Below are 23,676 nucleotides of genomic sequence, written 5' to 3'. Positions count from 1 at the left end.
ATCGGATCCCGGGGCACGCCGTTTCGGTTCTGCTATCTCATGGGCGCGGATCCTGCTGGATCTTGAGGGCGTTGAGGATCGGGTCGCACTCGCCCTTGTCGCGGCGAAGCTCGATCTTCAGATCGCCGCCCGCGTGCTCGACGATGACCATGTTCATGTCCGCGGTCAGCGCACCCGCCTTGGCCTGCACGTCGTGGTCGTAGAGCACGACCTTGCCGTCGATCAGGACATCGAAGGCACGGCTGCCGGCCTTGACCTTCTCGATCTCCGCGAAGTCGAGGGAGATCCGGTACTTCCCGGCGGGGGCGTTCTTGAACACGTAGCTGAACGTGTCGCCGGTCCGCTGGGTGCGGAACAGCGCGTCGTCCACGGTCCCGGCGATGTCGGCCTTGGTGGCCTGCACCTTGCCGCCGACGTAGCCCCACGGCCGCGAGCCGAGCCCCTGGTCGGGCGCCCAGACGAAGCCGTCCGTGCCGACGTACCCGAATCCGCCGACGTCGACGCCCTTCCAGTAGGCCGAGGTCGCCAGGCGTACCGGCTTGAACTGGGCCTCGCCCTTGCCGACGTTCGACGCCACGAGCAGGTCGCCGACGAGCACGCCGGGCGCGACGCCGGTGTTGTCGGCCGTCACCGTGACCGTGGTGGACTGGCCGACCGCGAGCTTGACCGTGCCGGTCGCGGCCGCGCCGGTGAGGGTCAGCCATGGAAGGTCGGCGGCCTCGTGCCCGCCGTCGCCGGTGCGCATCTGCTCACTGACCTGCACATCGAGCGGGGCCGAGCCGTTGTTGGTCACTGTCACGTCGGCCGTCGCCTTCTGCTTCGGGCCGACGAGCCAGTCGAGGTCGCCTCCGCTGACGGTGGCGACGCCCGTGGTCAGCGCGGTGTTGAACACCTCCGCCTGATCCTTCTTGGCGATGGTCACGGAGCGGCCGGCGGTGACGTAGTTCAACGCCGAGACCTGCACCGTGTTCTCGCCGAGCAGCGCCTGAGCCTTCCACCGGCCCAGCTCGTCGGCCGTGATGACCCGTTCCCCGCTCGGTCCGTCGAGCGTGACGATCGCGCCCGCGAGCGGCTTGCCGTCGTTCGCGTCGGTGACCGTGCCCTCGATCGTGCCCGCGGCCGGGATGGCGTACTCCAGTCCCAGACCGGCCTTGAGGACGGGCTGGTCGAAGGAGTACTGGGCCGCGGGGTTGCGGTTCAGGCTCTCCACGCCGACCGTCGCCGACGACCCCTGGGTGAGCGGGTTGTCGCCGCCGACGCCGTCGCCGTACCCGATCTGGATCCGGCCGTCCGCGATCAGAGTGACCGAGAAGCTCACGCGAGCCGTCTGGTCACTGTAGAAGGTGACGTCGCGCCACTCGATGATCTGCGCCGCCTGCCCGTCCACCTCGGTCGTGCCGAAGTAGATCCCCGCCTCGTCGTCGACGAGGAGGTCGTCCCAGAACGGGTAGACCGCGTCGATCGGATCCGGCGACGGCAGTGCCGTGTTGTACCCCGACGTGCCGACGCGGTCGAAGGTCAGCGTGCCGTTCGTCGTCACGCACACACCGTCCCAGGCCGTGTCGTAGAACGGGGCCAGGAAACCGGAGCCGAACCACAGCACGCCGCAGGAGTCGTCGCCGTGCCACCCGGACTCCTCCGTGCCCTGGCGGTAGAGCCCGTCGGTCACCTTCATCGTGTACGAGCGACCGGCCGGGGCCACCGGCACCGGACCCGGATCCGGCTGCTCGGGCTGGGGCTCCGGCTCCGCCACGTCCTTGCGCGGGTCGAGCGTCACCCGCAGCGCGGCGATGGTCGGGGACTTCAGGCCCCTCGAACCCCGCAGCTCCACGGTCAGCGGACCGCCCTCGTGCAGTACGACAGCGGTGCGCCAGTCGGCGGTGTTCTGCCCCACGGCCGCGGCCGGGTCGTACGCGTACTCCGCCAACTTTCCGTCCACGACCACGTCGAACACCCGCTTGCCCCGGGCCGCCTTCTCGATCTCGGCGAACCCGAGATCGATCACGTAGGTGCCCTTGGGCGCGTTGGGGAAGCGGTAGAACAGCCGCTGGTCCGCCGTGGTGCGCTGCGTCTGGAACAGGGCGTCGTCCCGCGTGCCCGCGATCGGTGACTTCGTGGAGGCGACCTTCGTCCGGCCCTCGTAGCCCCACGCCGTCTTGCCGGCGGCCTGGTCGCCGGACCAGGTGTAGCCGGAGCCGTCGGTGACCTTCGAGCCACCGGCGTTGACGCCGACCTGGTACTTCGTGGTCGTCAGCGTCACCGGGACGTAGGTCTTGGACTGACGGCCGGAGTCGGACCTCACCACGATGTTCGCGCCGAGGACTCCGGGCTTGGCGCCCTTCGCGGAGATCGACACCTTGACGGTCGCCGACTTCCCCGGGGCGAGCGTGCCGCCGGTCGAGGAAAGCGACAGCCACGGCAGGTCGGTGAACAGGTCGTCCTCGACGTCTACCAGCACGACGTCATCGGTGAGCTGGTCCGCTGCCCACAGCGCACCGGTCGAGTCGGTTTCGAGGCCGCCGCCCTGGCCTGCCTTCTGGCCGGGGAACCACCAGGCGTTCACCAGCGAGCAGTCGTCGGGGTCGACCTGCAGCAGGCGGCTGAGCCGATTCCAGGTGATGTCGGTGTACCAGATGGTGTCGGACGCCTGGTTGTAGGCCAGACCCATCACCTCGGGCAGCGGCGGGGCGCAGAAGGACAGCAGCGCACCCGCGTTCTCGTGCGACGTCCCGGCGACGGTGCCGATCATGCCGTTGCGTCGGCCGCCGACGTAGAACACGTCCTCGGCGGGGTTGTAGGCGAGTCCGGTCAGCTGCAGCGTCGACCAGTCACCCTTGATCTGCCGGGTCTCCTTGCCGGTCTTGCGGTCGAAGCAGTGGATGAAACTCGCCGGGCTGTCCTCCATCTGGCACATGTCGCCGGTCCGGGTGTCGAGCGCCATGTCGAACGCCCGGTACTCCGGGTTCCACGCCGCGTCGAAGACCTTCCCGGTCGGCTTGCCCGCCACCGTGAAGGCGGTGTTGGTCCGCGCGGTGTAGTCGTGGACCCAGACGTCGCCGTCGTACCCGATGCCGGTGGTGACCTTGTCCCTGCCGGGGACGGCGATCCGGGTGATGACGTCGCCACCGGAGGTCGCGCCGACCTTGGCTGCCGCCTGCGCTTCCGCCGCGCTCACCGTCGCCGGCTTGCCGTCGACGTTCGACGGCTTCATGCCGCTCGCACCGGCCTTCCATGCGGTGAGGTCGATCGCGCTGGTCGCGCCCTTCCCGGTGCGCGTGGTGGCGCCGGCCGCGTCGAGCTCGGGGTGGCGCGCGGCCTCGCCCAGGCTGTAGGTGAGCGGGGCGGAACCGTTGTTGGTCAGCCGCAGCTCGCCCACTCCGTTCTGGTCGACGCCCAGCAGCGCGTCGAGGCCATCGGTCTTCAGACCGGCGACGCCCGTGGTCAGCCGCACGTCGATCTTGGCGCTCGCGTAGAGCTTGTCGAGGGAGAACGGGTACGCCGCGGTCGTGTAGTTCGGCGCGTCGACCGTCATGGTGTAGTCGCCGACCGGAAGCTGGCGATGCACGAGGCCGGTCCCGTTGGTCGTGACCGTCTCGACGAGCCCGTCCTTGTCCGTGAACGAGACCTTGGCCCCGGCCACCGGCAGCCCGTCGTTCTTGTCGACGACGGTCGCGTCGAGGTACCCGAAGTCGGGCATGTCGTAGGTGACGATCATCCCGTCGCGCAGCACCGGGGCGCTGTCGGAGAACCGGATGCCGTCGACGCCCGCCCAGCCCTGGATGCCGGTGACGCCGTTCGCGCCGGCGGTCACCGGGTCGTCGCTCCCGATGCCGTCGCCGTAGCCGAAGATCACCGTGCCGGAGCGGGTGAACGTGGCCGAGAAGCTGACCGGCTCCGTGTACTCCGACCGGATGGGGTACGCCCAGAGCTTGGTGTCGCGGTACTCGACGACGAACGCGTCCTCGCCGTTGACCTTGGTGGCCGCCGTGAAGACTCCCCCGCCGGGGGCGAACTCGACCGGGGACTGGACGTAGAACGGGAAGACGCCCGCGCCGCCGGTGCCGGGTCCGGGTCCGTTGTCGGGGTCCGGGGAGATCACGCCGCGCAGGCCGACCCCGAGGGTGTCGTGGCTGCCGTTGTAGAGCGCGATCGGGAACGGCAGTTTCACCGTCGCCCATACTCCGCTGTCGAACGCGACCGGATCGGTGCCGCGCAGGTACTCGCCGTCGGAGACGGCGCAGCTGTAGCCGCCCTTGTCGACGACGAGCCCGACGGGGATCTCGTGCGACTCGTTCTGCGCGCCGACGGTCAGCGGCACCGTCGTGGGCGAGTAGCAGGCGTTGGGCTTGACACCCAGCTGGTACTCGCCCTCGGGGACGGCGCTGATCGTGAACGCGCCGGAGGCGTCCGTGCGTACCGACTGCAGCGGCGTGTCCTTGACGGAGACGTCGGCGTTCGGGACGGGCTGCTTCTTGTCGTCCACGACCCGGCCGCTGATGTCATGCCGCGTGGCGGCCGTGAGCGGCAGCGTGACGGAGGTGTCCTGGCCGAGGGTGATCGTGACGTCGGCGGTCGCGGTCAGGTAGCCGAAGACCTTGGTGCTGAGCCGGTAGTCGCCGACCGGGAGGTTCGTCGTGAACCGGCCGTCGGAGTCGGTGCCGATCGACCGGCTGAACGGGCCGCTGATCGTCACCTCGGCGGCGGGAACCGGAGCACCGTTCGCGGTGACGACACCGGTGAGGGTGCCGCCCTTGCGAGGCGCGAGCTCCAGCAGGCGGACGAGGTCGAGCCGGCCTTCGCCGTACTTGTTGTTGACCTCGGCGGTGCCGCCGCACTCGGTGTCGTCGACGTCGACGGCCGACGCGCCGAGCAGGCGGCGGGTCTCCTCGACCTGCCCGATGAGGGTCGGGTCGTAGCTCCACAGCGCCGCGACGGCGCCGGCGACGTGGGGTGCCGCCATCGAGGTGCCGGACATCTCGGTGTAGCTGTTGTTCGGGTAGGTCGAGTAGACGCCCTCGCCCGGAGCGGAGATCTCGGGCTTGACCCGGCCGCCCTCACCCTCGCCCTTGCGGGAGAACAACGCCAGGGTGCCGTCCGACTTGGTGGCGCCGACGGAGTAGGCACTCTCGGCGGCACCGGGAGTGGAGACGGTGTCGCAGGCCGCGTACGGCGAGGTGTTGCCCGACGACCAGACGCTGAAGATGCCCGCGGCGGTCCAGGCCTCGTCGACGGCCTGGAAGAAGTCGTGGAAGTCGTGCTCGACGTCCTGACCCCACGAGTTGTTGATGACGTGCGGCCGCTTGGACGGGTCGGGGTTGTTCCCGTGGACGTCGGTCGGGGCGAGCAGCCACCAGCCGGACCGGAGCAGCGACTCCACGCCGGTGCGGTCGCAGCAGCCGTTCGTCGCGATCCACTGCGCGTCCGGCGCGACGCCGACGTGGTCGGCTCCGTCGGCGCCGACCATGGTGCCCATGGTGTGCGTGCCGTGGCCGTTGTCATCACATGGTGCGCCGGTGCAGGTGCCCCGGGTGGCCATCCAGTTGTAGTCGTGGTCGACGGTGCCGTCGGGCTTCGTGCCCCGGTACTGGTGCATCAGGGCTGGGTGGTCGAATTGGACGCCCGAGTCGAGGTTGGACACGATGATGCCCGCACCGGTGCCGCCCATGGCCCACGCCTCGGGGGCGTGGATGGCGTCCAGACCCCACGTGGAGGTGCCTGCCTCGGCGGCCTTCGCGGCGGCGGGGCGGGCAGCCCGGTCGGCCGGGATCTCCTTCTCCACAGGCTCGACCAGCGCGACCTGCGGCGTCGCTTGTATCTCGGCGACCTGCACCTTCGCGGCCATGTCGAGGGCGAGCTTCTCGCTGCCCCCCTTGACCAGCACGGCGTTGGCGATCGGGTAGGAGGTGTACTTGACGCCCGCCCGGTCCAGCTCGGTGGAGACGGATGCCAGGGAGGTCTTCGCCGCCGCGGTCAGCGCGTCGTAGACGAACCGACCGCGCGCGGCCCAGTCGGTGATCTTCTTCGCCGGGCCGAGGTCGGCCGCGGTGTCGAAGGTGATCCAGAAGTCGGAAGCCGGCTCCGTGCGGAAGCGGTCCGTCAGGCTGGAATCAATCTTGTTGGTGGGGCCTGGATCCGGCACGGCGGCGAACGCCGGTGCTGCCTGGATCATGCTCAGGCCCATCGCCGCGGCCAGTGAAGCCGCGAGGGCTTTGAATTTCACATGCATCCTTCGGCCTACAGGGGTTGGTAGGGGTCGTGGTTCCGGTGGTCACCGGCACCGTCGGCGTCGCGGGCGCAGGGGTCACCGACGCACGGCTGACGGGGCGGTTCGGGTGGTGGCGGATGCTCGACGGCGGCGTCGTCACGCGCGACAGGTCGCTCAGGCATCGATCGCCCCGGGGCTATGGATCATGGAGCCATGCTCGGGGTGGCCGGGTGACCTTAGCTATCCGGCGGATACGTCAATTTTCACGACGGGTCTTCGAGGGAGTCCTCTTCGGCGAACACTCCGGCCTCCACCGCCTTGACCGCGAGCGCGGTCCGGGAGGTCACCTTCAGCTTGCGCATCGCCGCCCGCAGCTGCTGGTCCACTGTGGCCGGCGACTTGGCCAGGACCCGGCTGATCTCGCGGTTCGTCTTGCCGGCGACGACCAGTTGGACCACGTCGAGCTCCCGGGGTGAGAGCTGGTCGCCGTACCCTCGTCGGCCGCCGCGCCACAGTCGCGGCACCTCGGCGCCGTGTTCGCGAAGGCGCTGCGCGACCCGGTCCGCGTCGCCGCGCGCGCCGAGCCTGAACAGTTGCTCGTACTGTGCGGCCAGCAGCTCCCGGCCTTGCTCGATCTCGCCTTGCGCCACGAGCGCCTCGGCTCCGCGCTCGCGGGCGAGCATGGCGTCATAGGGGCGCGACAACGCGCTCCAGGCGCACGCCGCGCGCTCGAATGCCGTCGCCGCGCGGGCGTGGTCCCCGGCCGCGGCGGCCAGCAGGGCACGGCATACCGCGAGGGCGGCGCGCGGCGCCGGTGCCGTACGGCCGCGCAGCCCCCTGGCGAACTGGTCGCCCAGGCGGGTCGCGGCCGTCAGGTCGCCCGCGGCGAGGTGTGCCTCGATCCGGGCGGGGACGAGGTCTGTCGCCCAGACCCAGATGCCTTTTCTCCGGACGGTGTCCATCGGCTCGTTCGTGATCTGCAGGGCCCGGCCGCTGTTGCCGTCCGTCAGCCACAGTCTGGCCAGCGCGGCAGCGGCCTCCATCGTGTCGTCGGCTGCGCCGAGCCGGGCAGACTCCTCCAGGACCAGCCGGAACTGCTCCTCCGCGGCGCGCCGCCGGCCGGCTGCGGCTGCCAGCCGGGCAGCGAGGCGGACGCTGCCGAGGTAGTGCGCCGGCCGGTCCCGGTCGACGTCGACGAGTGCCGCGCTCAGCTCCGCGAGACCCTCCCACCGGCCGGTGAGCCACGCCAGGTTGGCCTGTTCGAGCCGGACGTTGTGCTGCAACCGGGACGCCTGCTCGGCCTCGGCGAGGCGCATGGCCACGGCGAGGTGTTCTTCCGCGTCGGCGTACCGGCCCCAGATCAGCGCGCCGGTCCCGATGTTGGTGTGGATGCGGGCCACATCGAGCCGCTCCGCCGAGGTCGCGCCGTCGACCGGCAGGCCGGCGACGACGTCCCAGGCCTCCTCCTCGCCGAGCATGAGCAACGCCGCGGCCCGGTTGCCGGCCAGGTTCAGCCGCTCCGCGGGAGAGTCGCACGCGGCGGTGAGTTCAGCGGCGCGATCCAGCCAGCGCCGATGGGTCGACGCCGGCCACGGCCCCGCATAGGCCCAGCCCAGATAGGTCATCGCCCGGGCCGCCTCGACCGGATCATGGTCGAGGTTGGCCACCGCCTGCTCCAGCTCGCCGAGGGCCGCCTGCGCCTCGCCTCCGGTGATCAGAAGCCGCCCCAGGGGGTTGCGGATCTCGGCCTGCTGGCGGGCGGAGAGACCCGGCGTCTCCAGCACCGAGCGCAGGGTACGGATCACGCGGTGGTAGACCTCGTCGACCGGTTCACGGCGACCCAGCGCGGCGACTCCGGCGAGGCGCGCGACCCGGGCCCGGTCCGCGGGCGGCAACACGGCCCACGACAGCAGATCGACGAGCATGTCGACCGCCCTGGTGTGGTCGCCCGACGCCATGGCCAGCTCGGCGCCCTGCTCGGCGTACCGCGCCCAGGACTGCCGCTCGCCCGCCTCCCGGAAGTGGTGGGCGAGGCGTGCGACAGGCAACGGGTGGATGTTCTCCAAGGCCCGGCCGGCCAGCAGGTGGAGATGTCTGCGGTCGGTCAACGGGATCGCCTCGTAGACAGCCGTCGCGGCCAGCACATGCCGGAATCGCCACCGGCCGCGGTCGTCCGCGTCCAGGACGCCTGCGTCGGCCGCTTCCGCGACGGCGCCTCGGCACGCATCAGGTGACAGGCCCGCGGTCATCGCGATCGTGGCCGCCGACGACCGCTCGGCCAACGTCGCCGCGGCTCGCAGCACCTGCTGCGCCGGCGGCGACAGCCGGCTCACCCGCTCCCGGGTGGAGTCGCGCACCGTCGGCGGCATCCGGAGCTCGCGCAGCTTCAGCCGGACCCACTGCCCGTCGCGGAAGACGAGGTCGGCGCGGTCGCACATGAGGCGAACCGACTCCTCCAGCGCCAGCGGGACGCCCCCGGTCCGCTCGTGCAGGAACGTCGCGAACTCCTGCGATATCGGGTTGCCGTCCAGCATCGAGGACACCAGCGACGCGGTGTCGGCGGGCCGCATCGGCGTCAGGGCGATCCTCAGCTGGGTCACCCCGGCGGGCAATCGGGATGTCAGCCGCAGCAGCAGCGACCCGTCGGCCACCTCCTCCGGCCGATAGGAGATCACCAGGCTCGGCCCGTCCGTCTGCTGCCGGGAGGCGACGAACAGCAGGAACTCCAAGGTCATCTCGTCGGCCCAGTGGGCGTCCTCCAGCACGAGAACGTCGACCCGCAGTGCCCGCAGCAGTTCGTCCAGCGCGCGGAACAGGCGATGCCGGGCCGCCTTCGCGTCTTCCAGGGGCTGCAGCGCGGGCGGCAGGTCCGCGGACCATTCCGGGAACAGGGGTTGCAGCGCACCCGCCAGCGCGGTGAGCGGCAATCCCGACACCGGGCGGTCGATCCCGAGGAACGCGTCGACGATCGGGCCCAAGGTCAGCGACTCGCGAAGTGGCGGGCACACCGAGACCAAGGCGGTGCGCTGGTCCGGGGCCGCCAACCACTCGCGCAGCAGGCGGCTCTTGCCGATGCCCGCCTCGCCCTCCACCAGCACGATCGCCGGCGGCCAGGCCAACGCGCCCCGAAGCGCCGCCATCTCCCGATCACGACCCACGAAGTCCGGCGTGGAAACCGTCGGTGAATTTCCGTCGTCTTCGAGCGAGGGGTCGAGCATGGGTGATGATCTCGTTTTTCGAAGCTCGGGCGCAAGACCTGGGCTGTTAACTACGCTCCGGTCGCCGATCGAGAAGGCCCTCGCGCTCGCCTGCGCGGCAAGCGGTCACCCCGAGAGCAACCCGACCGAGGCGCAACCGCGTTGAGCAGGAACACGTGATGGAGGACCATCTCGGCTGCCTCGTGTACGCGTCGTGACGCAGGCAGTCCTGACCAGCGAGGCAGCGCCGATACGGAGTCGCGTGGCCGATGCGTGGCCAGGCGCTCCAGGAGAGGTGGGGCGGGCGCGGCAGAATGCGAAACGGTTCTGGCCGTCGCGGGTGATCCGCTGCCGGTGCAGACGGCCAGATCACGGCGGACGCCGGATGCCCACGACCGTGGCCGACGAACCGCGTCCACGGTCATACGTTGAGCATCGGCGGCCGGGGCGCGGCCCTGTCCCCACGTACCTCAAGGGACAGTGCCACGGGGCACGACCCATCGGGTTTGCAGGCCGGAAACCGTGGCGATGTGCTCGAAATCGGAGTCGTAGTGGACGACGGTGGCGGCGTAGTGCTCCGCGATGGCTGCGGTGAGGATGTCCGGGCAACCCGCAGCTCGGTGCTGGCTTCGCCGAGCGAGCATCGCCTGTATCTCGCGTGCGCGGCGGGCGATCTCCGGTGTCGGCGGGAGGTCCACGAAGCCGGCCGCTCGCAGAGCCGCGGTGCGCGCGTACTCTTCTGGGCTGCGCGCGGAGTAGAGCACTTCAAGGTCCACGACGACGCAGGTGGCGAGCAGGCCGGCCCTACCCATGCGAGTCAGCTCCGCCCGCACCGGGTCATGCTGGACGCGGGCGATCGCGCTGGTGTCAGCCAGATACAGTCCCGCAGGGATGGCAGTCACCGGCGGGCTGCCGCCCGGATCTCGGGGTCTGCCATGTCAGGGCTGCCCCAGACAAACGGGTCGTCGAAGACCTCGGCGCGTCGGCGACGTCCGGCGACGAAGGCGAGGGCCGCGTTCACGGTTTCGACCTTTGTCTTGGTGCCCAGTTCGCGAGCGGCTGCTTCCAGTTGGGTGTCGTCCAGGTCAATCACAGTACGTGCCATGACATCAAGTATGCCTATCTTGATATCAAGATCGCTATGTTGTGGCGATCTCGGGCGACAGATCCCCGAACCACCGCAGTGGCAGCCCCGCCCGCCCATCCTGCTCGTGGGTGGCCCGAGCGGGCGGGCGTGCGCTCACCACGTAGTCGTCCGAAGCCAGGATCGCCGCCCGCCACGGCGTGGACCGGATGCCCAGCTGCCCGGCCCGGACGGAGTGATCTGGCTGATGCCGAGCGGCTCAACTTTTCGCGCAACGACACATGCCAAGACGCGCCCGCGCAGCTCAGCGTGATGGGGTGGGCCCGACGCGGCAGAATGCGAAATCGGCTCTGGCCGTCCTGGGTGATCCGCTGCCGGTACAGCTGGCCAGGTCACGGCGGACGCGCCGAGTACGTCTCGATGTGCTGCGGCAGGCAGAACGGGTCGGATCTGGCGATACCCACCGCCCTGATCTCACCGGCCCACGGATAGAGGTCGCCGAAGATCTCTTGATGGAAGGACTGCAAGTGAGTCAGGTCGTAGCCGCCGGGCAGCGTCCGCGTGCCGAGGTCCGCCAACGCCGCCAACGTCAGACCCGCCTCCACCTCACGCAGCCGCTCGGGGTCGGAAATGCCGAGCCGGTTACGCAGCACCCCACTGGCGGGGTCCACGTACGGATCGACGGTCACGATGCGCTGTACAGCTGCCGGACGAGCTCACGCATCTGCGCGGTGCTTATCTCACCACGCGCCCAACGTTCGGTGATGGCGTCGACATCGGCGCCGACTGCAAGACCTTCGGCCCGCACCGATGCTGCTGCCTGCGTCAGCGACCGAGTTCGCTCGGTGGCCCTTGCCCCTGAGATCCTCCTGTTCGTGCACCTCCCACCAGGGCGCGGCCGCGTTGCCGTCGCTGGAGAACAGGGAATCGCCGACGTCGGGCTGGAAGGCCGCGAGGTAGACGATCCGCCGCACGTTGTCGGCGTCCGCGAGCGCCTGCGTGACGGGCGCACCGCCGTAGGAGTGCGCCACGACGACGACCGGCCCGCTGACCGCGGCGACGGCCGCACTCACCACGGCCGCGTCGTCGTAGAGGTCACCGAGCATCGCGGGGTCGTCGCCGGACGTGGGCAGCGCAACGGTGTGCACGTCGATGTCCGGCAGCTGATCGATGAGCTGCCGCCAGGCCCAGGGCCCGTGCCAGGCTCCGTGTACGAGCAGGAGCGAGGGCGTTGTGCCCATTGGTGACCCCCGCTCAGCCGGCGGATGATGCCGCGATGGCCGCCCGTACCTGCTGCGCGAAGCCGGCCACGGTGAAGCCGGCATCAATACCGTCGACAAGGATGATGTCGGAGATCGCGTTGTTGGTACGCAGCGGAAGGATCGCCTGGTACTCGGGTGAGTTGTACCAGTTGTCGACGTGTGCCCGGCTGGGGAACTCCATCAGGACCACGGAGCCCTGCCAGGCGCCCTCGACCACGTCGACGCCGCCCTGCGCCAGCCACTTGCCGCCGTACGGCCGCACCGTGGCCTCGACCTGCTCCAGGTAGCGCAGTCCCTGCTCGTTGGGGACGCCACCGGGAATCCGCAGGTGATTAATCAGATAGGTGCTCATGGGGACCTCCAGTCCAGCATTTTTGGATGACGTCCATAATCTAACAGAGCCATCGGCGTTTGGCTGACGGGTGTAATCTAAATCTCTGGGCCGGGTCGCCTCTGCGCCCCGGCCAGGAGGGCCGTCGCCGGGCGGGGTGGCGGGTCGAACCGAGTCGGAGAGGGCGGAGACAATGGCCAAATCGTCACGGGCCGAAGCCATGCGGCATCGCGAGGATGTGGTGAACGCGGCGTCGCGGCTGTTGCGGGAACGGGGCCCGGCAGGGCTCAGCGTGCAGGACCTGATGGCCGCCGCCGGGCTGACCCACGGTGGGTTCTACAAGCACTTCAGCTCGAAGGACCAGCTGATGGGCATCGCCGCCACGTCGGCTTTCGAGGAGATTCTGACGCTGATGGTCGCCACCCGTGCCGAGGCACCCGACAACACCCAGGCACGGTCCGCCCTGCTGAGCCGGTACCTGTCGGTCGAGTCGCGCGACGCGCCGGGAGAGGGCTGCGCCAACGCGGCACTGGCGTCCGACGCCGCGCGGTCGGCGCCCGACAGCCCCCTGCGGGAGTCGTACGTCGCCGGGGTCGCGCAAACGATCGGGCAACTGGCGGCTTACCAGGATGAGCCGGGACGCGACCCGCAGGAGGCACGTCACGCCGCGATCACCGATTTCGCGGCGATGGTCGGCGCCCTCATCCTGTCGCGGGCCACCAGCGGCACCAGCCTGTCAGATGAGATTCTCCAGGTCGTGCGGCAAGCCCTGATCGAGTCGCCCCGCGGCTGACCGGCCAAGCCCGGGGAGATCGCCGACTTCGAGTCGTATAGCCAGGTCGGAGACCTGCGGAGTCGGTGGGGCGGGCGGGACTCGAACCCGCGACCGAGGGATTATGAGTCCCCTGCTCTAACCTGCTGAGCTACCGCCCCGCGCCGGATCACCCCGGCGCGCATAGCGTAGCGAATCTGAGCCGCTGCTTACACGCCCGATATCAGCGCGACACTCCTGGCCGGTCGGCCACACGCCACGGGCAGCGCCCCCGATATCGAATCGCACCGGCCAGCGCGGTCCCCTACCGTCGCGACATGCCGATTCCCCTGACGCCGATCCCCGCCGACGCCGACCTGCCGGCCTGGCTCGACTCGCTGGGCACCCGCTTCGCCGCCTTCGAACTGCAGGGCTCCGGCTGCCTGTCGTACGGGATCGCCACGTCCGCCGGGCGGCGTTTCGTGAAGATTTTCGGGGCCGAGCACGACCGGCTGCTGCATCGCGCGCTGGCGGTGCACACGGCGGTGGCGCACAAGTCGATCGTCGCGCCGCTGGCCGCGTACCGGCTGCGCTCTGGCGAGTCCGCGCTGGTGTACCCGTGGCGGGACGGCGGGGTGCTGTACCCGACCGATGCGCGCGGAGCCGCGGTGCGTACCGACCCCGACGGTGCGATGGCCCGTTTCCGGGCGCTGCCGGCGGACCGGGTGGAGGCGGCGCTGGACGCGGTGCTCGACGCCCATGTCGCGGTGGCGGCGGCGGGCCTGGTCGCGGTGGACTTCTACGACGGCTGCCTGCTGTACGACTTCGCCGCGTCCCGGATGCACGTCGTCGACGTGGACGAGTACCGGCCGGGACCGTTCACGCTGGAGGCGGACCGCCTGCCCGGCTCGACCCGGTTCATGGCCCCGGAGGAGTTCCGCCGCGGCGCGGTGATCGACGAGCGGACCACGGTGTTCAATCTGGGCCGGATGCTGCGCCTGCTGCTGGACGCGGGCGACGTCGAGGCCGCGTGGCGCGGCACGGACCGCCAAGCGGCCGTGATCACCACGGCGACCGCCTCGCGCCCCGAAGGCCGTCACGCCACCGTCGCCGAGTTGACCGAGGCCTGGCGGGCCGTGACGGCGTGAGCTGCACAAAGACCGGTGGGCCCGACAGTCGTCGAGCCCACCGGAGGTGTTCGGGAACTACGGGCGCGGCACGCCGCCGTAGGGCGGCTTCTTCTTCACGATGAACTGCTCGGCGGGGTCACCGCAGTCGGTCACGACGCCTGTGTTGTTCTCGTCGCCGCTGTACTCGGCGACCCACTGGTAGGTGCCGGGGACGCGGGGCCGGAACTCGCCGGACGTGTAGTCGCCGTTGCCGGTGGTGACATCCACGACGGAGGTGAAGACGGGGGTACGCGAGCAGGTCGCGTCGCCGGGCCCGTACAGGTTGAAGGTGATGGTGCCGGTCGGGTCGTCGCCGCCGGACAGGGTGGCGATGTCGGTGACCGGCTTGCCGAGGTAGGTGGTGCCGCGCGACACCCGGGTGGTGAGGACCGGCGTGACCTGGTCTCCGCGGACGACCACGGTCTCGTTCGGGTCGCCGCACTGGGTCGCGACCTCTTCGTTGCCGGCGTCGCCGCTGTAGGTGGCGATCCACCGGTACGTGCCGGCGGCGTCGGGCGTGAAGTCGCCGGATTCGTAGGTGTCGTCGCCGTCCACCGCGATCTCGTCCGACGTGAACACCGGGTCGGTGGCGCAGTCCTCGTCGTCCGGGCCGTACAGGGTGAAGACGATCGTGCCGGTCGCCCGCAGGCCGCCGGTCAGGGTCGCGGTGTCGCTGACGGCCGCGCCCAGGTCGACCTCGGGGTCGGTCACGTTGGTGGCCAGCGTCGGCACGGCGCGGACCGTGACCTGCTCAAGCTCGTCGTTGCAGGCCGTGCCGGCGATAGCGTTGTTGGCGTCACCGCTGTAGTCGGCGCGCCAGCGGTAGGTGCCGGGCACCGTCGGCGTGAACGAGGCGGACCGGTAGGGGCCGTTGCCGTTGACCGTCACGGGCGACGTGGTGATCGGCGCCTCCTCGCAGACGTCGTCCCCGGGGCCGTACAGGTTGAACGTGAGTGTGCCTGTGGGCTGGTAGCCGCCGGTGAGCCGGGCCCGGTCGAAGATCGGTTCGCCCAGCGGGACGTCGTCGGAGGCGAGCGTCCGCACCCGCGGCGTGGCCTGAAGGACGTCCGTGTCCTCGCCCGCCTCGTTGCAGCCCGACACGATCGTTTCGGTGCCGGTGCTGAACCGGACGATCCACCGGTACGTTCCCGGAGCCGTCGGGGTGAAGTCGCCCGATGGGAAGTTACCGGATCCGCTGGTCACAACGGTCGGGTTGAAGATGATGTCGCCCGTGCACTCCGCGTCGTCCGGCCCGTAGAGCTCGAAGACGAGCGAGCCGGGCACTCCCGTGGCGACGCCGCTCACCATGGCCGTGTCGAAGATGACGCCGCCGATGGGCACGTCCGCGGACGCGGCTGTGGACAGGTCCTGCAGTGCCCTGTTCAGGCCGACCGGCATGCCGGCCGTGGCGGCCGAAGCCGCTCCGGTCACCAGGGCCAGGCTGAGCAGCGCCGTGTGCGCCGCCCGGCGGGCCGTCCGGTGGAGTCGTGTTGTCATACGCAATGCCTCCGCTGCGTGAGATGACGTCTGAGGTGCAGAAACACCGAGACGGAGCATATGACCGACAACAGCATCAAATGAGGCAAAACCGTCAAACACGTCTTTTATTCGCATTGTGTGAGCGCGAACGGCAGCAAAAAACCCCGGCCCTAGGGCCGGGGTCTGTCTGCTGGCTCCCCCACTTGGACTCGAACCAAGAACCTGCCGGTTAACAGCCGGCTGCTCTGCCAATTGAGCTACAGGGGAATGTGCTCTCGGCGACCCTGCGGATCTCTCCTCAGCGGCGCGCCTCGACAAGACTACAGGACCCTCCCCCGGGTATGGCAAACGGGTAACCCTGGCCGGTCTGGTGTCGCGGTGTACCCGCAACAGGCAGGATGGGACGTACTACGCGATCAAGGCTGAGGAGGCACGATGGGGAAGCTGGTGTGGTTCGCCGCGGGTGCGGCCGTCGGGTTCGTGTTCGGCACCCGGGCCGGACGGCAGACCTACGACGACCTGGTGGCCACCACGCGCAAGGTGATGGAGCACCCCACGGTGCAGGAGGCGGCGGGCCTGGTCCAGGCGCAGGCCGCGAAGCTCTACGACGAGGGCCTGCGCAAGCTGAACCAGCAGGTCTGAAGCCCTTTCGCGCGGACCTATCCGGCGCGGCCGACCCCCGGCATCGGGCGGTCCGCCGCGCCGTCGAGTCCCACCGCGCTCAGCTCGTCGCGGGCGGCGTCGAGTTCCTCGGTGCCGTCGACCTCGAGGTGGTCGCAGCCGGCGTGCACCCCGCCGAGCACCGCGGCGAGCATCGACCGGGCGACCGCGGCGAGATCGGTGCCGTCGGCGTGGTGCCCCAGCCGCAGCTTCACCACGGACAGCCGGGCGCGGCGCAGCCGGGTGAGCGCCTGAGCGGGGCTCTCCGCGGCATGGGCGAGCTGCTCGGCGCTCAGGCAGGCGCCGATGCGGGCCGGGTCGGCGCGCTCCAGCAGCCGTACGACATCCTGCGAGCCCGTGACCAGGGTGTTCGGCGCGGCCTCGACCGCGACCCGGACGAGCCGGCCGGTGTGCCAGGCGATCTCGGTCAGGCCGCCGCTGAGGTCGGCCATCAGCCGGGTCGCCACCTGCCACTCGCGTTCGCGCTGCTCCCGACGGACCTCGTCGGCCGCGGCGTCGGTCTCGCCGTCGGCCTCGTCACCGGTGAGCGCGGCGACGGCCGAGCGCGGCAGCGTGGTGGAGATGGAGCCGTGGGCGCTGTCCTCGGGCAGCAGGTCGACCAGCACCCGGGCCAGGTCGAGGGTGTGCATCCACCAGGTGCGCCAGCTGCCGTCGGGTGGCGTGACGTCGGGGCCGGTATCGAGGGTGACCACCTCCAGCCGCCGCACGGCCAGCTCGTGACGCAGCCGCTGGCGCAGCCCGAGCGAGGAGGCGAGCGTGGCGGCGAGGATGGGCCCGAGCCGCAGGCTCACGCTGAGCACGTCGGCGAACAGGCGCTGGCGCTGCGGCACGACGCGGGCGTCCAGGGTCTTCAAGAGCGCGCGCACGTCCTTGACGTTCTCGACGGACACGACGGTCGCCACGTGCACAGTCTGTCCGTCGGGGTGTCGTAGGCGCATCGGTCACCTCCGCCCGGCGGCGTGTTGCCGAGAACGTACCTGCCTGATCCACATCAGACAAATAGAACCTAACAAATGAGCGCATGAGCATGATCTCGCTCATGCGCTCATTCACGCCCGAACAGGTTTAACGGCAGAGCACGGAGGTAAGGCGGCGGCTCGCCACCCACAGGCCGACAGCCAGCATGACCAGCAGGTATGCCACGTTGCCGAGCATCGACCAGCTGAGCATCCCGGTGGTGATGCCTCGGATCAGTTCCACCGCGTGGTACAGCGGAGTGACCGCGATCAGGATCTCCACCGGCAGCGGGTAGTCCTGCACCGGCGAGAACGTGCCGGAGAACAGGAACAGCGCGAACTGCCCCGTGCTGATCAGGTCGAAGTCCTGCCAGCCGCGGATGAACGTGCTCACCGCCATGCCGACCGCGCCGAACGCCAGGCCCACCAGCCAGGTCGCGGGGAAGGCCAGCAGCGCCCAGCCGGGCGTGGTCAGGCCCAGCGCCACCATGACGATCAGGAAGGCTCCGGTGTACAGCGAACCGCGGATCATCGCCCAGGTCAGCTCGCCGGTCGCGATCTCCATCGGGCGCAGCGGGGTGGCCAGCATGGCGTCGTACGTCTTGACGTACCTGAACTTGAAGAAGAAGTTGAAGGTGGTCTCGGCCAGCGCGCCGGACATCGCCGAGACCGCCAGCATGGCCGGGGCGACGAAGTTGGCGTACGGCAGCACCTCGCCGTTCTTCAAGGTCAGGTCGCCGACGAGCGCGCCGACGCCGACGCCGATCGACAGCAGGTAGAGCACCGGCTCGAAGAAGCCCGAGGCCAGGACCAGCCAGTACGCGGGGCCGGAGCGCAGCGCCCCGACGTTGCGGTTGATGACCGCGCCCACCCGCGCGGGCGAGAGCCGGTTGCCGCGGGCGACCCGCGCGACGGCATACGTGGTGACCATGGTCCGTCCCCTCAGTCCGCGAGCCGGCGGCGGAACGCGCGCAGCGCCAGCAGATAACCCAGCCCGGCCCAGGCCAGCAGGTAGCCCACGTGCGCGGCGACGGGCCACGGCGGCGCGACGCCCAGCGTGGCCGCCCGGCACAGCTCCACCGCGTGCCACAGCGGCGACGCGTACGCCAGCGGCCGCAGCAGCTCAGGCAGCTGCGACACCGGGAAGAACACCCCGGCGAACAGCGTCGACGGGATCACCAGGAACCGGAACAGCAGCGCGAAGTAGCTGTCGTTCTCGATCGAGGCCGCGAACGCCGAGGTCGGCGCGGAGACCGCGACCCCGAGCAGCGCGCAGACCAGCGGGGTGAGCACCACCCAGGGCGAGTGGATCGCCCCGAACAGCGCGCTGACCCCGAGGAACACCACCGCGGCGATGACCACCCGGAACATGATGTAGAGCTGGTATCCGGCGATCATGTCCGCGATGCGCACCGGGGTGGCCCGCATCGCGTGGTAACCGCGGACCCATTTGAAGTCGCCGAGCACGGGGAAGGTCGACTCCCCCACCGCCATCTGGAACGCGGTCGAGGCGAGCACGCCCGGCACGATCCAGTCGAGGTAGCTGACGCCGTCGACGCCGCTGATGTACCCGCCCACCCCGATGCCGATGCTGAGCACGAACAGCACCGGCAGGATGAACGACGAGAAGACCGAGGCCTGCCAGAGCCGCCGGTACGAGACCAGCGCCCGGTTGAACACTGCCAGTGTGCCGTCCATCAGTCGACCAGCGTCCGGCCGGTGAGGATCAGGAACACGTCCTCCAGGGTCGAGCGCCGCACCAGCACGCTGGACGGGGTGAAGCCGCGCCGGTGCACCTCGTTCACAGCCGCGTCGCCGTCGGCGCTGTACAGCAGCAGCCGGTCCGGCAGCGGGTCGAGGCGCTCGCCGATGCCCGCCAGCTTCTCCACGTACGTCGCCGGGGCGTCGTCGCCGAAGCGCAGCTCGACGACCTCGCGGGTGGAGTACGTCTCGATGAGGTGGCGCGGGGAGCCCTCGGCGACGATCTTGCCCGCGTCCATGACCACGAGCCGGTCGCACAGCTGCTCGGCCTCGTCCATGTAGTGCGTGGTCAGCACCAGGGTGACGCCGCGCTGCTTGAGCCGGAACAGCCGCTCCCACAGCAGGTGGCGGGCCTGCGGGTCGAGGCCGGTGGTGGGCTCGTCGAGCAGCACCAGGTCGGGTTCGTTGATCATCGCGCGGGCGATGGACAGCCGGCGCTTCATGCCGCCCGACAGCGGGTCGACGGTGCTGCCCGACTTCTCCGTGAGCTGTACGAAATCCAGCAGCTCGGCGGCGCGGCGGCGGCCCTCGGCGCGCGGGATGCCGAAGTAGCGCGCGTAGGTGGTCAGGTTCTCGAACACGGTGAGGTCGGGGTCGAGGTTGTCGGTCTGCGGGCACACGCCGAGCCGGGCGCGGATCGCGGGGCCCTCACGCACCGGGTCCATGCCCAGGATGCGCAGCTCACCGGCGGTCGGCGTGGAGACACAGCCGATCATGCGCATGGTGGAGGACTTGCCCGCGCCGTTGGGACCGAGGAAGCCGAACGCCTCGCCGGGCGCCACCTCCAGATCGATGCCGTCCACCGCGGTGAAGTCGCCGAACCGCTTGACCAGTCCGCGGGCATGGATCATCGGGGGTCGTTGGTCACTCACGCGGCGACCCTATCCCCGGGCCCCGACAATCTCGCGGCCTTTTTCCCGATTAATCGATCAACCTGCCTGCGGCCCGGCCCGCGGCCCCGCTGACGAAGATCGCTGTTTCCGGTCAATACACGAGGTTGGACCGCGCAATTCGACCCGAAACAGCGATCTTCATCCAGCCCCGCGGCCGTCCGAGGTTAAGAGGGGCACCTTCCTCTACGCATAGCGATAAGAAGGTGCCCCTCCTTCGCGCGCAGCGCGGGGCGGCGCGCGGCGTGCAGCGCGGGGCGGGTGGTCAGAGGTCGCCGCGGGTGGCGGCGATGAGTTGGTCGGTGGCGGCGACGGTGGCGGGGTCGTCGCCGTCGGTGCCGTGGTCGTAGCGCACGGTCCAGGACAGGCCGTTCACTCCGGGGACGCGGCGGGCGAAGATCCAGGCGCCGCCGCCGGGCAGCTCGTGGTGCTGCGGATGCTGCACCGAGCTGGTCACCCGCAGGCGCACCTGGTGCGGCAGGTGGTCGGGGTCGGTGAGCTTGAGGCGCACCGGGGTGCCGTCGGCGACCACCTCGTAGCCGGCGCGCTCGGCGACGACCTCGGCCGGGGTGACCACCAGCGCCTCGCCGTCCCAGACCGCCTTGTCGATGCGGTGCCAGCCGGTGCGCTGCTCGTCCCACCACAGGCCGAGGTTGGTGGCGACGACGGTGTCCTCGCCCATCGGGGCCCAGGCCAGCACCCGCTCGTCGGCGGTCAGCTGCGGGCGGCGCTCCGCGGGCAGCGTACGCCGCCCGCCGAACAGTCGAAACTTCATCAGAGCCCTCCGGCGGCCTTCTCCTTGAGCGCCCGGGAGTGCTGCTCCAGGGCGACGAGTTCGGTGAACCGCGCCCGGTACTCGTCGGACTCGGTGACCGGGTTGATCCGCTGCAGCCGCGACTTCACCTCGCCGATGCGCTGGTTGAGCCCGGCGAGCTGGAGGCGGGCCAGCACGACGTGCAGGTAGCCGGAGTCCGGCTCGCCGTCGTAGCGCACCGGCTCCACGGCCAGCTCCATGACCAGCATCTGCGCGGCCAGGTCGGCGCAGGCGTCGCGCACGCTGTTGACCCAGCCCGGCCCGGCCACCCCGGCGCAGGCACCGCCGGCCGCGGCGATCGCCGCCCGGACGTCGCGGTACGGCGGGTGGGCGTAGAGGGTCTCGTCGACCGCGTCGAACACCGGCCCGGCCAGCACCGGCTGCTGGATCGCCAGCTTGAGCGCCTCGCGCTCGACCACCAGGCGCGGGCTGTCGGGGGTGGCCGCGGCCGGGCGGGGCGCGGGCACCGTCGCGCCGTCGGCGCCGCGGATCGCGGTACGCACCTGGTCGACGTCGACGCCGAGGTCCCCGGCGAGCTTCTGGGCGTACCCGGTGAGCAGTGACCGGTCCTTGATCTTCGCGACCATGGGCGCGGTGGTGCGCAGCGCGGCCACCCGGCCCTCGACCGTGTCCAGGTCGAAGCGGGCCAGCGTCGAGCGCAGCGCGAACGCGATCAGCGGCTCGCGGCGGGCCACCAGGTCGCGCACGGCCAGGTCGCCCCGGGCCAGGCGCAACTCGCAGGGGTCCATGCCGTCCGGACTGACCGCGATGAACGTCTGCCCGACGAAACGCTGGTCGTCGCCGAACGCGCGCAGCGCCGCCTTCTGCCCCGCGGCGTCGCCGTCGAAGGTGAAGATGATCTCTCCGGCGTACGCGTCGGTGTCGAGCAGCAGCCGCCGCAGCACCCCGATGTGGTCCGCGCCGAACGACGTGCCGCACGTCGCCACGGCCGTGGTCACCCCGGCCAGGTGGCACGCCATCACGTCGGTGTACCCCTCGACGATCACCGCCCGGCCCTGCTTGGCGATCTCGCGTTTGGCCTGGTCGATGCCGTAGAGCACGTGCGACTTCTTGTACAGCGGCGTCTCGGGGGTGTTCAGGTACTTCGGGCCGTCGTCGTCGTCGAACAGCTTGCGCGCCCCGAAGCCGATCACGTCGCCGGAGACGTCCCGGATCGGCCACAGCAGGCGGCGGCGGAACCGGTCCACCAGACTGCCCGAGCGCGCGGGCCGGGCCAGGCCCGCGGTCTCCATCTCGGCGGCGGTGAAGCCGCGCCCGCGCAGGTGCTTGACCAGCAGGTCCCAGTCCGGCGGGGCGAAGCCGCAGCCGTATCGCTGGGCCGCGTCCCGGTCGAAGCCGCGCTCGGCGAGGAACTCCCGGGCCGCCCGCGCCCCCGGCGTGAGCAGCTGCTCGGCGTAGAACTCCTGCGCCGCGGCGTGCGCGGCGACCAGGCGCTGGCGCTGGCCGTGCTGCGGGCGCTCGACCGCCGGGCCGCCCTCGATCCGGCGCAGCTGGATGCCCGCCCGGTCGGCCAGCCGCTCGACGGACTCGATGAAGCTCAGGTGATCGATCTTCTGCACGAAGTTGATCACGTCGCCGCCCTCGCCGCAGCCGTGGCAGAACCACACGTTGCGGGCCTGGGACACGGTGAACGACGGGGTCTTCTCGTCGTGGAACGGGCACAGCCCCTTGAGGTTGCCGCCACCCGCGTTCTTCAGGGTGACCTGCTCACCGGCCACGTCCACGATCGAGCTGCGCTCGCGTACGAGCGCGATGTCCTCATCACGGATGCGACCCCCGGCCATGCGCTACATCCTGCCAGCCGATGCCCGGCGGGCGCACAGCCGATACCGTGCGATCGTGGCCCATCCCACCCTCGCCCCCGACCCTGCCCGCCGCGCCGCCGACGACATCGAGCTCGCCGTCGCCCTCACCGAGTACCAGAAGATCATCGAGATGCGCCGGGCGGTGAGCGACCAGGCCCACAACCGGTACAACTTCTTCCTGGTCATCGCCACCGCCGTGGCGGCCGTGTCCGCCGGCCTGGTCGGCAGCGACATCGACGCCGAGGCGCGCCTCGGCGTCATCGCGGCCCTCGGCGCGCTTCTGCTGCTGATGGGCCCGGCCGTGTTCCTGCGGCAGCTGCGCTTCACCGGCACGGCGCACCGCTACGGACTGGCCGAACAGGCGCTGCGCAGCTACCTGGTGCGCCGCGCCCCGCAGGTCGCCCCGTACGTGCTGCTGCCCACGCTCGACGACCCCGGCCTGTTCCTGCCGAGCGCGGGACCCGGACGACAGCGACAGCGCGAGGCCGTCGGCCTGGCAGCCAGCATCGGCCTGGTCAACAGTGCGCTGCTGGCCGCGGGCGGCGGGTACGCCCTGAACGCCCTGGACAACGACGGCTGGGCGCTGTTCCTGCTCGTCGTGGCACTGTTCGCCGCTTCGGCCGCCCTCCACCTCTGGTGGGTCAGCCGGACCGTGCGCCGCGACGCCGCCGAGCGCGAACGCCTGCTCGCCGCCCGCGCCCTGGACGTGCTCGACCTGTTCCCGTCCCGACCGCACCCGCTGCACGACGCGGGCGCACCGGCCGAGGCGCCCACCACCCCCGCTGTCGCGGAGCACCTGGTCGCAGAGCCCGCCCTCGACGTGCCGTCACCGCGCACGCCCGAGGCGTGACCCTGCCGCTCCGGCCGGGACTGCCCAGGTCGCCGATTCGCCCGGAAGCCGGCGGGTCAGGCGTTCGGGGCGGTGAGGTGCTGGTGCCAGGCCTGCGCGGCGGTGTCGGTCAGTGAGGCCACCTGGTCCACCACGACCCGGTAGCGCGCCGTGTCGTCGGCGGCGGCCCGCCACAGCGGGGCGAAGACCGGGTCCAGCTCGTCCGGGGCCCGGTCGGCCAGCAGCCGTACCAGGTCGCGCAGGATCTTGCGCTGCTCGTCGTACCACGGCTCCATGCCCCGGCGGCGCATCACGTAGCGCAGCGCGATGCCCTTGAGCAGGGCGCAGCGGATCCGGGCGGCGGACGGCACGATCAGATCCGCGTCATAGCGGCGCAGCCGGCCGTCGCCGTACTTGTCGCGGGTGGCGTCGACCGCGGCG

Annotated in this window: 18 protein-coding genes, 2 tRNA genes and 2 pseudogenes; 4 read left to right on the top strand and 18 right to left on the bottom strand. The window is 70.8% G+C overall.

The genetic code is table 11. The features are described from left to right. Nucleotides 1-37 precede the first annotated feature (37 nt). The 8 genes and pseudogenes from AB0B35_RS34230 to AB0B35_RS34195 all read right to left on the bottom strand — a co-directional run bounded on the left by AB0B35_RS34230 (nucleotide 38) and on the right by AB0B35_RS34195 (nucleotide 12,100). The gene (locus tag AB0B35_RS34230; protein ID WP_361053627.1) at nucleotides 38-6,220 is read right to left on the bottom strand and encodes a S8 family serine peptidase; all 6,183 of its coding nucleotides are present in this window, start codon (nucleotides 6,218-6,220) and stop codon (nucleotides 38-40) included. Nucleotides 6,221-6,468: 248 nt separating this feature from the next. Beyond that, a complete protein-coding gene (locus tag AB0B35_RS34225; RefSeq protein ID WP_361053624.1) occupies nucleotides 6,469-9,423 on the bottom strand; it encodes an AAA family ATPase in 2,955 nt (984 codons plus the stop codon). Nucleotides 9,424-9,872: 449 nt separating this feature from the next. Next, nucleotides 9,873-10,304, bottom strand: coding sequence for a PIN domain nuclease (locus tag AB0B35_RS34220; protein ID WP_360538331.1), 432 nt, complete (start codon nucleotides 10,302-10,304; stop codon nucleotides 9,873-9,875). Further along, on the bottom strand, nucleotides 10,301-10,507 hold the full coding sequence (locus AB0B35_RS34215; RefSeq protein WP_361053621.1) for a type II toxin-antitoxin system VapB family antitoxin: 207 nt from the start codon (nucleotides 10,505-10,507) through the stop codon (nucleotides 10,301-10,303). Before AB0B35_RS34215 ends, AB0B35_RS34220 begins: the two co-directional genes overlap by 4 nt. A gap of 371 nt (nucleotides 10,508-10,878) precedes the next feature. Next, nucleotides 10,879-11,175, bottom strand: coding sequence for a hypothetical protein (locus AB0B35_RS34210; protein WP_361053618.1), 297 nt, complete (start codon nucleotides 11,173-11,175; stop codon nucleotides 10,879-10,881). Beyond that, complete coding sequence (locus AB0B35_RS34205) at nucleotides 11,172-11,294, bottom strand: antitoxin VbhA family protein (protein ID WP_361053615.1); 123 nt, start codon at nucleotides 11,292-11,294, stop codon at nucleotides 11,172-11,174. Before AB0B35_RS34205 ends, AB0B35_RS34210 begins: the two co-directional genes overlap by 4 nt. An 85-nt stretch (nucleotides 11,295-11,379) precedes the next feature. Continuing rightward, nucleotides 11,380-11,727, bottom strand: a pseudogene (locus AB0B35_RS34200) (alpha/beta fold hydrolase); the annotation flags it as partial. Nucleotides 11,728-11,740: 13 nt separating this feature from the next. After that, nucleotides 11,741-12,100, bottom strand: a complete 360-nt coding sequence (locus tag AB0B35_RS34195; protein ID WP_361053612.1) for a DUF1330 domain-containing protein — start codon at nucleotides 12,098-12,100, stop codon at nucleotides 11,741-11,743. A 199-nt stretch (nucleotides 12,101-12,299) separates the two neighbouring features. Between AB0B35_RS34195 and AB0B35_RS34190 the strand changes: the two genes are divergently transcribed. Next, nucleotides 12,300-12,872 (top strand): TetR/AcrR family transcriptional regulator, encoded by a 573-nt coding sequence (locus AB0B35_RS34190; protein ID WP_361053609.1) that lies wholly within the window; start codon nucleotides 12,300-12,302, stop codon nucleotides 12,870-12,872. A 66-nt stretch (nucleotides 12,873-12,938) separates the two neighbouring features. Here AB0B35_RS34190 and AB0B35_RS34185 read toward each other — a convergent pair. Further along, nucleotides 12,939-13,012, bottom strand: a tRNA-Ile gene (locus AB0B35_RS34185). Nucleotides 13,013-13,168: 156 nt separating this feature from the next. On the opposite strand from AB0B35_RS34185, the gene AB0B35_RS34180 reads away from it, so the two are divergent. Then, nucleotides 13,169-13,978, top strand: coding sequence for a serine/threonine protein kinase (locus tag AB0B35_RS34180; RefSeq protein WP_361053606.1), 810 nt, complete (start codon nucleotides 13,169-13,171; stop codon nucleotides 13,976-13,978). A gap of 57 nt (nucleotides 13,979-14,035) precedes the next feature. Here AB0B35_RS34180 and AB0B35_RS34175 read toward each other — a convergent pair whose 3' ends face one another. Further along, on the bottom strand, nucleotides 14,036-15,496 hold the full coding sequence (locus tag AB0B35_RS34175) for a hypothetical protein (protein WP_361053603.1): 1,461 nt from the start codon (nucleotides 15,494-15,496) through the stop codon (nucleotides 14,036-14,038). Nucleotides 15,497-15,669: 173 nt separating this feature from the next. Then, nucleotides 15,670-15,745, bottom strand: a tRNA-Asn gene (locus AB0B35_RS34170). Between the two features lie 168 nt (nucleotides 15,746-15,913). Between AB0B35_RS34170 and AB0B35_RS34165 the strand changes: the two genes are divergently transcribed. After that, nucleotides 15,914-16,120 carry a hypothetical protein gene (locus tag AB0B35_RS34165; protein WP_144119525.1) on the top strand — a complete coding sequence of 69 codons (207 nt, stop codon included), beginning with the start codon at nucleotides 15,914-15,916 and terminating at the stop codon, nucleotides 16,118-16,120. A 17-nt stretch (nucleotides 16,121-16,137) separates the two neighbouring features. Here AB0B35_RS34165 and AB0B35_RS34160 read toward each other — a convergent pair whose 3' ends face one another. The 6 genes from AB0B35_RS34160 to dnaG all read right to left on the bottom strand — a co-directional run bounded on the left by AB0B35_RS34160 (nucleotide 16,138) and on the right by dnaG (nucleotide 22,385). Next, entirely contained in the window at nucleotides 16,138-17,061 is a 924-nt protein-coding gene (locus tag AB0B35_RS34160) for a hypothetical protein (protein ID WP_361053598.1), read from the bottom strand. Nucleotides 17,062-17,224: 163 nt separating this feature from the next. Next, the gene (locus AB0B35_RS34155; protein ID WP_361053595.1) at nucleotides 17,225-18,046 is read right to left on the bottom strand and encodes an ABC transporter permease; all 822 of its coding nucleotides are present in this window, start codon (nucleotides 18,044-18,046) and stop codon (nucleotides 17,225-17,227) included. Between the two features lie 11 nt (nucleotides 18,047-18,057). Beyond that, on the bottom strand, nucleotides 18,058-18,813 hold the full coding sequence (locus AB0B35_RS34150; protein WP_361053592.1) for an ABC transporter permease: 756 nt from the start codon (nucleotides 18,811-18,813) through the stop codon (nucleotides 18,058-18,060). Beyond that, nucleotides 18,813-19,727, bottom strand: coding sequence for an ABC transporter ATP-binding protein (locus tag AB0B35_RS34145; RefSeq protein ID WP_361053799.1), 915 nt, complete (start codon nucleotides 19,725-19,727; stop codon nucleotides 18,813-18,815). Before AB0B35_RS34145 ends, AB0B35_RS34150 begins: the two co-directional genes overlap by 1 nt. A 304-nt stretch (nucleotides 19,728-20,031) precedes the next feature. Continuing rightward, nucleotides 20,032-20,541 (bottom strand): hypothetical protein, encoded by a 510-nt coding sequence (locus tag AB0B35_RS34140; protein ID WP_360538353.1) that lies wholly within the window; start codon nucleotides 20,539-20,541, stop codon nucleotides 20,032-20,034. Next, nucleotides 20,541-22,385 carry a DNA primase gene (dnaG, locus tag AB0B35_RS34135; protein WP_361053588.1) on the bottom strand — a complete coding sequence of 615 codons (1,845 nt, stop codon included), beginning with the start codon at nucleotides 22,383-22,385 and terminating at the stop codon, nucleotides 20,541-20,543. Before dnaG ends, AB0B35_RS34140 begins: the two co-directional genes overlap by 1 nt. A 55-nt stretch (nucleotides 22,386-22,440) precedes the next feature. On the opposite strand from dnaG, the gene AB0B35_RS34130 reads away from it, so the two are divergent. After that, nucleotides 22,441-23,256 (top strand): hypothetical protein, encoded by an 816-nt coding sequence (locus AB0B35_RS34130; protein ID WP_361053585.1) that lies wholly within the window; start codon nucleotides 22,441-22,443, stop codon nucleotides 23,254-23,256. A gap of 56 nt (nucleotides 23,257-23,312) precedes the next feature. Here the strand turns inward: AB0B35_RS34130 and AB0B35_RS34125 are convergent. Continuing rightward, nucleotides 23,313-23,676: pseudogene (locus AB0B35_RS34125) on the bottom strand (deoxyguanosinetriphosphate triphosphohydrolase); the annotation flags it as partial.

Source organism: Catellatospora sp. NPDC049133 (assembly GCF_040648455.1).
In the GTDB taxonomy this organism is placed as follows: Bacteria; Actinomycetota; Actinomycetes; order Mycobacteriales; family Micromonosporaceae; genus Catellatospora; species Catellatospora aurea.
Note: the sequence above shows the minus strand (reverse complement) of the source record. Positions and strands in the feature narration are given on the sequence as shown.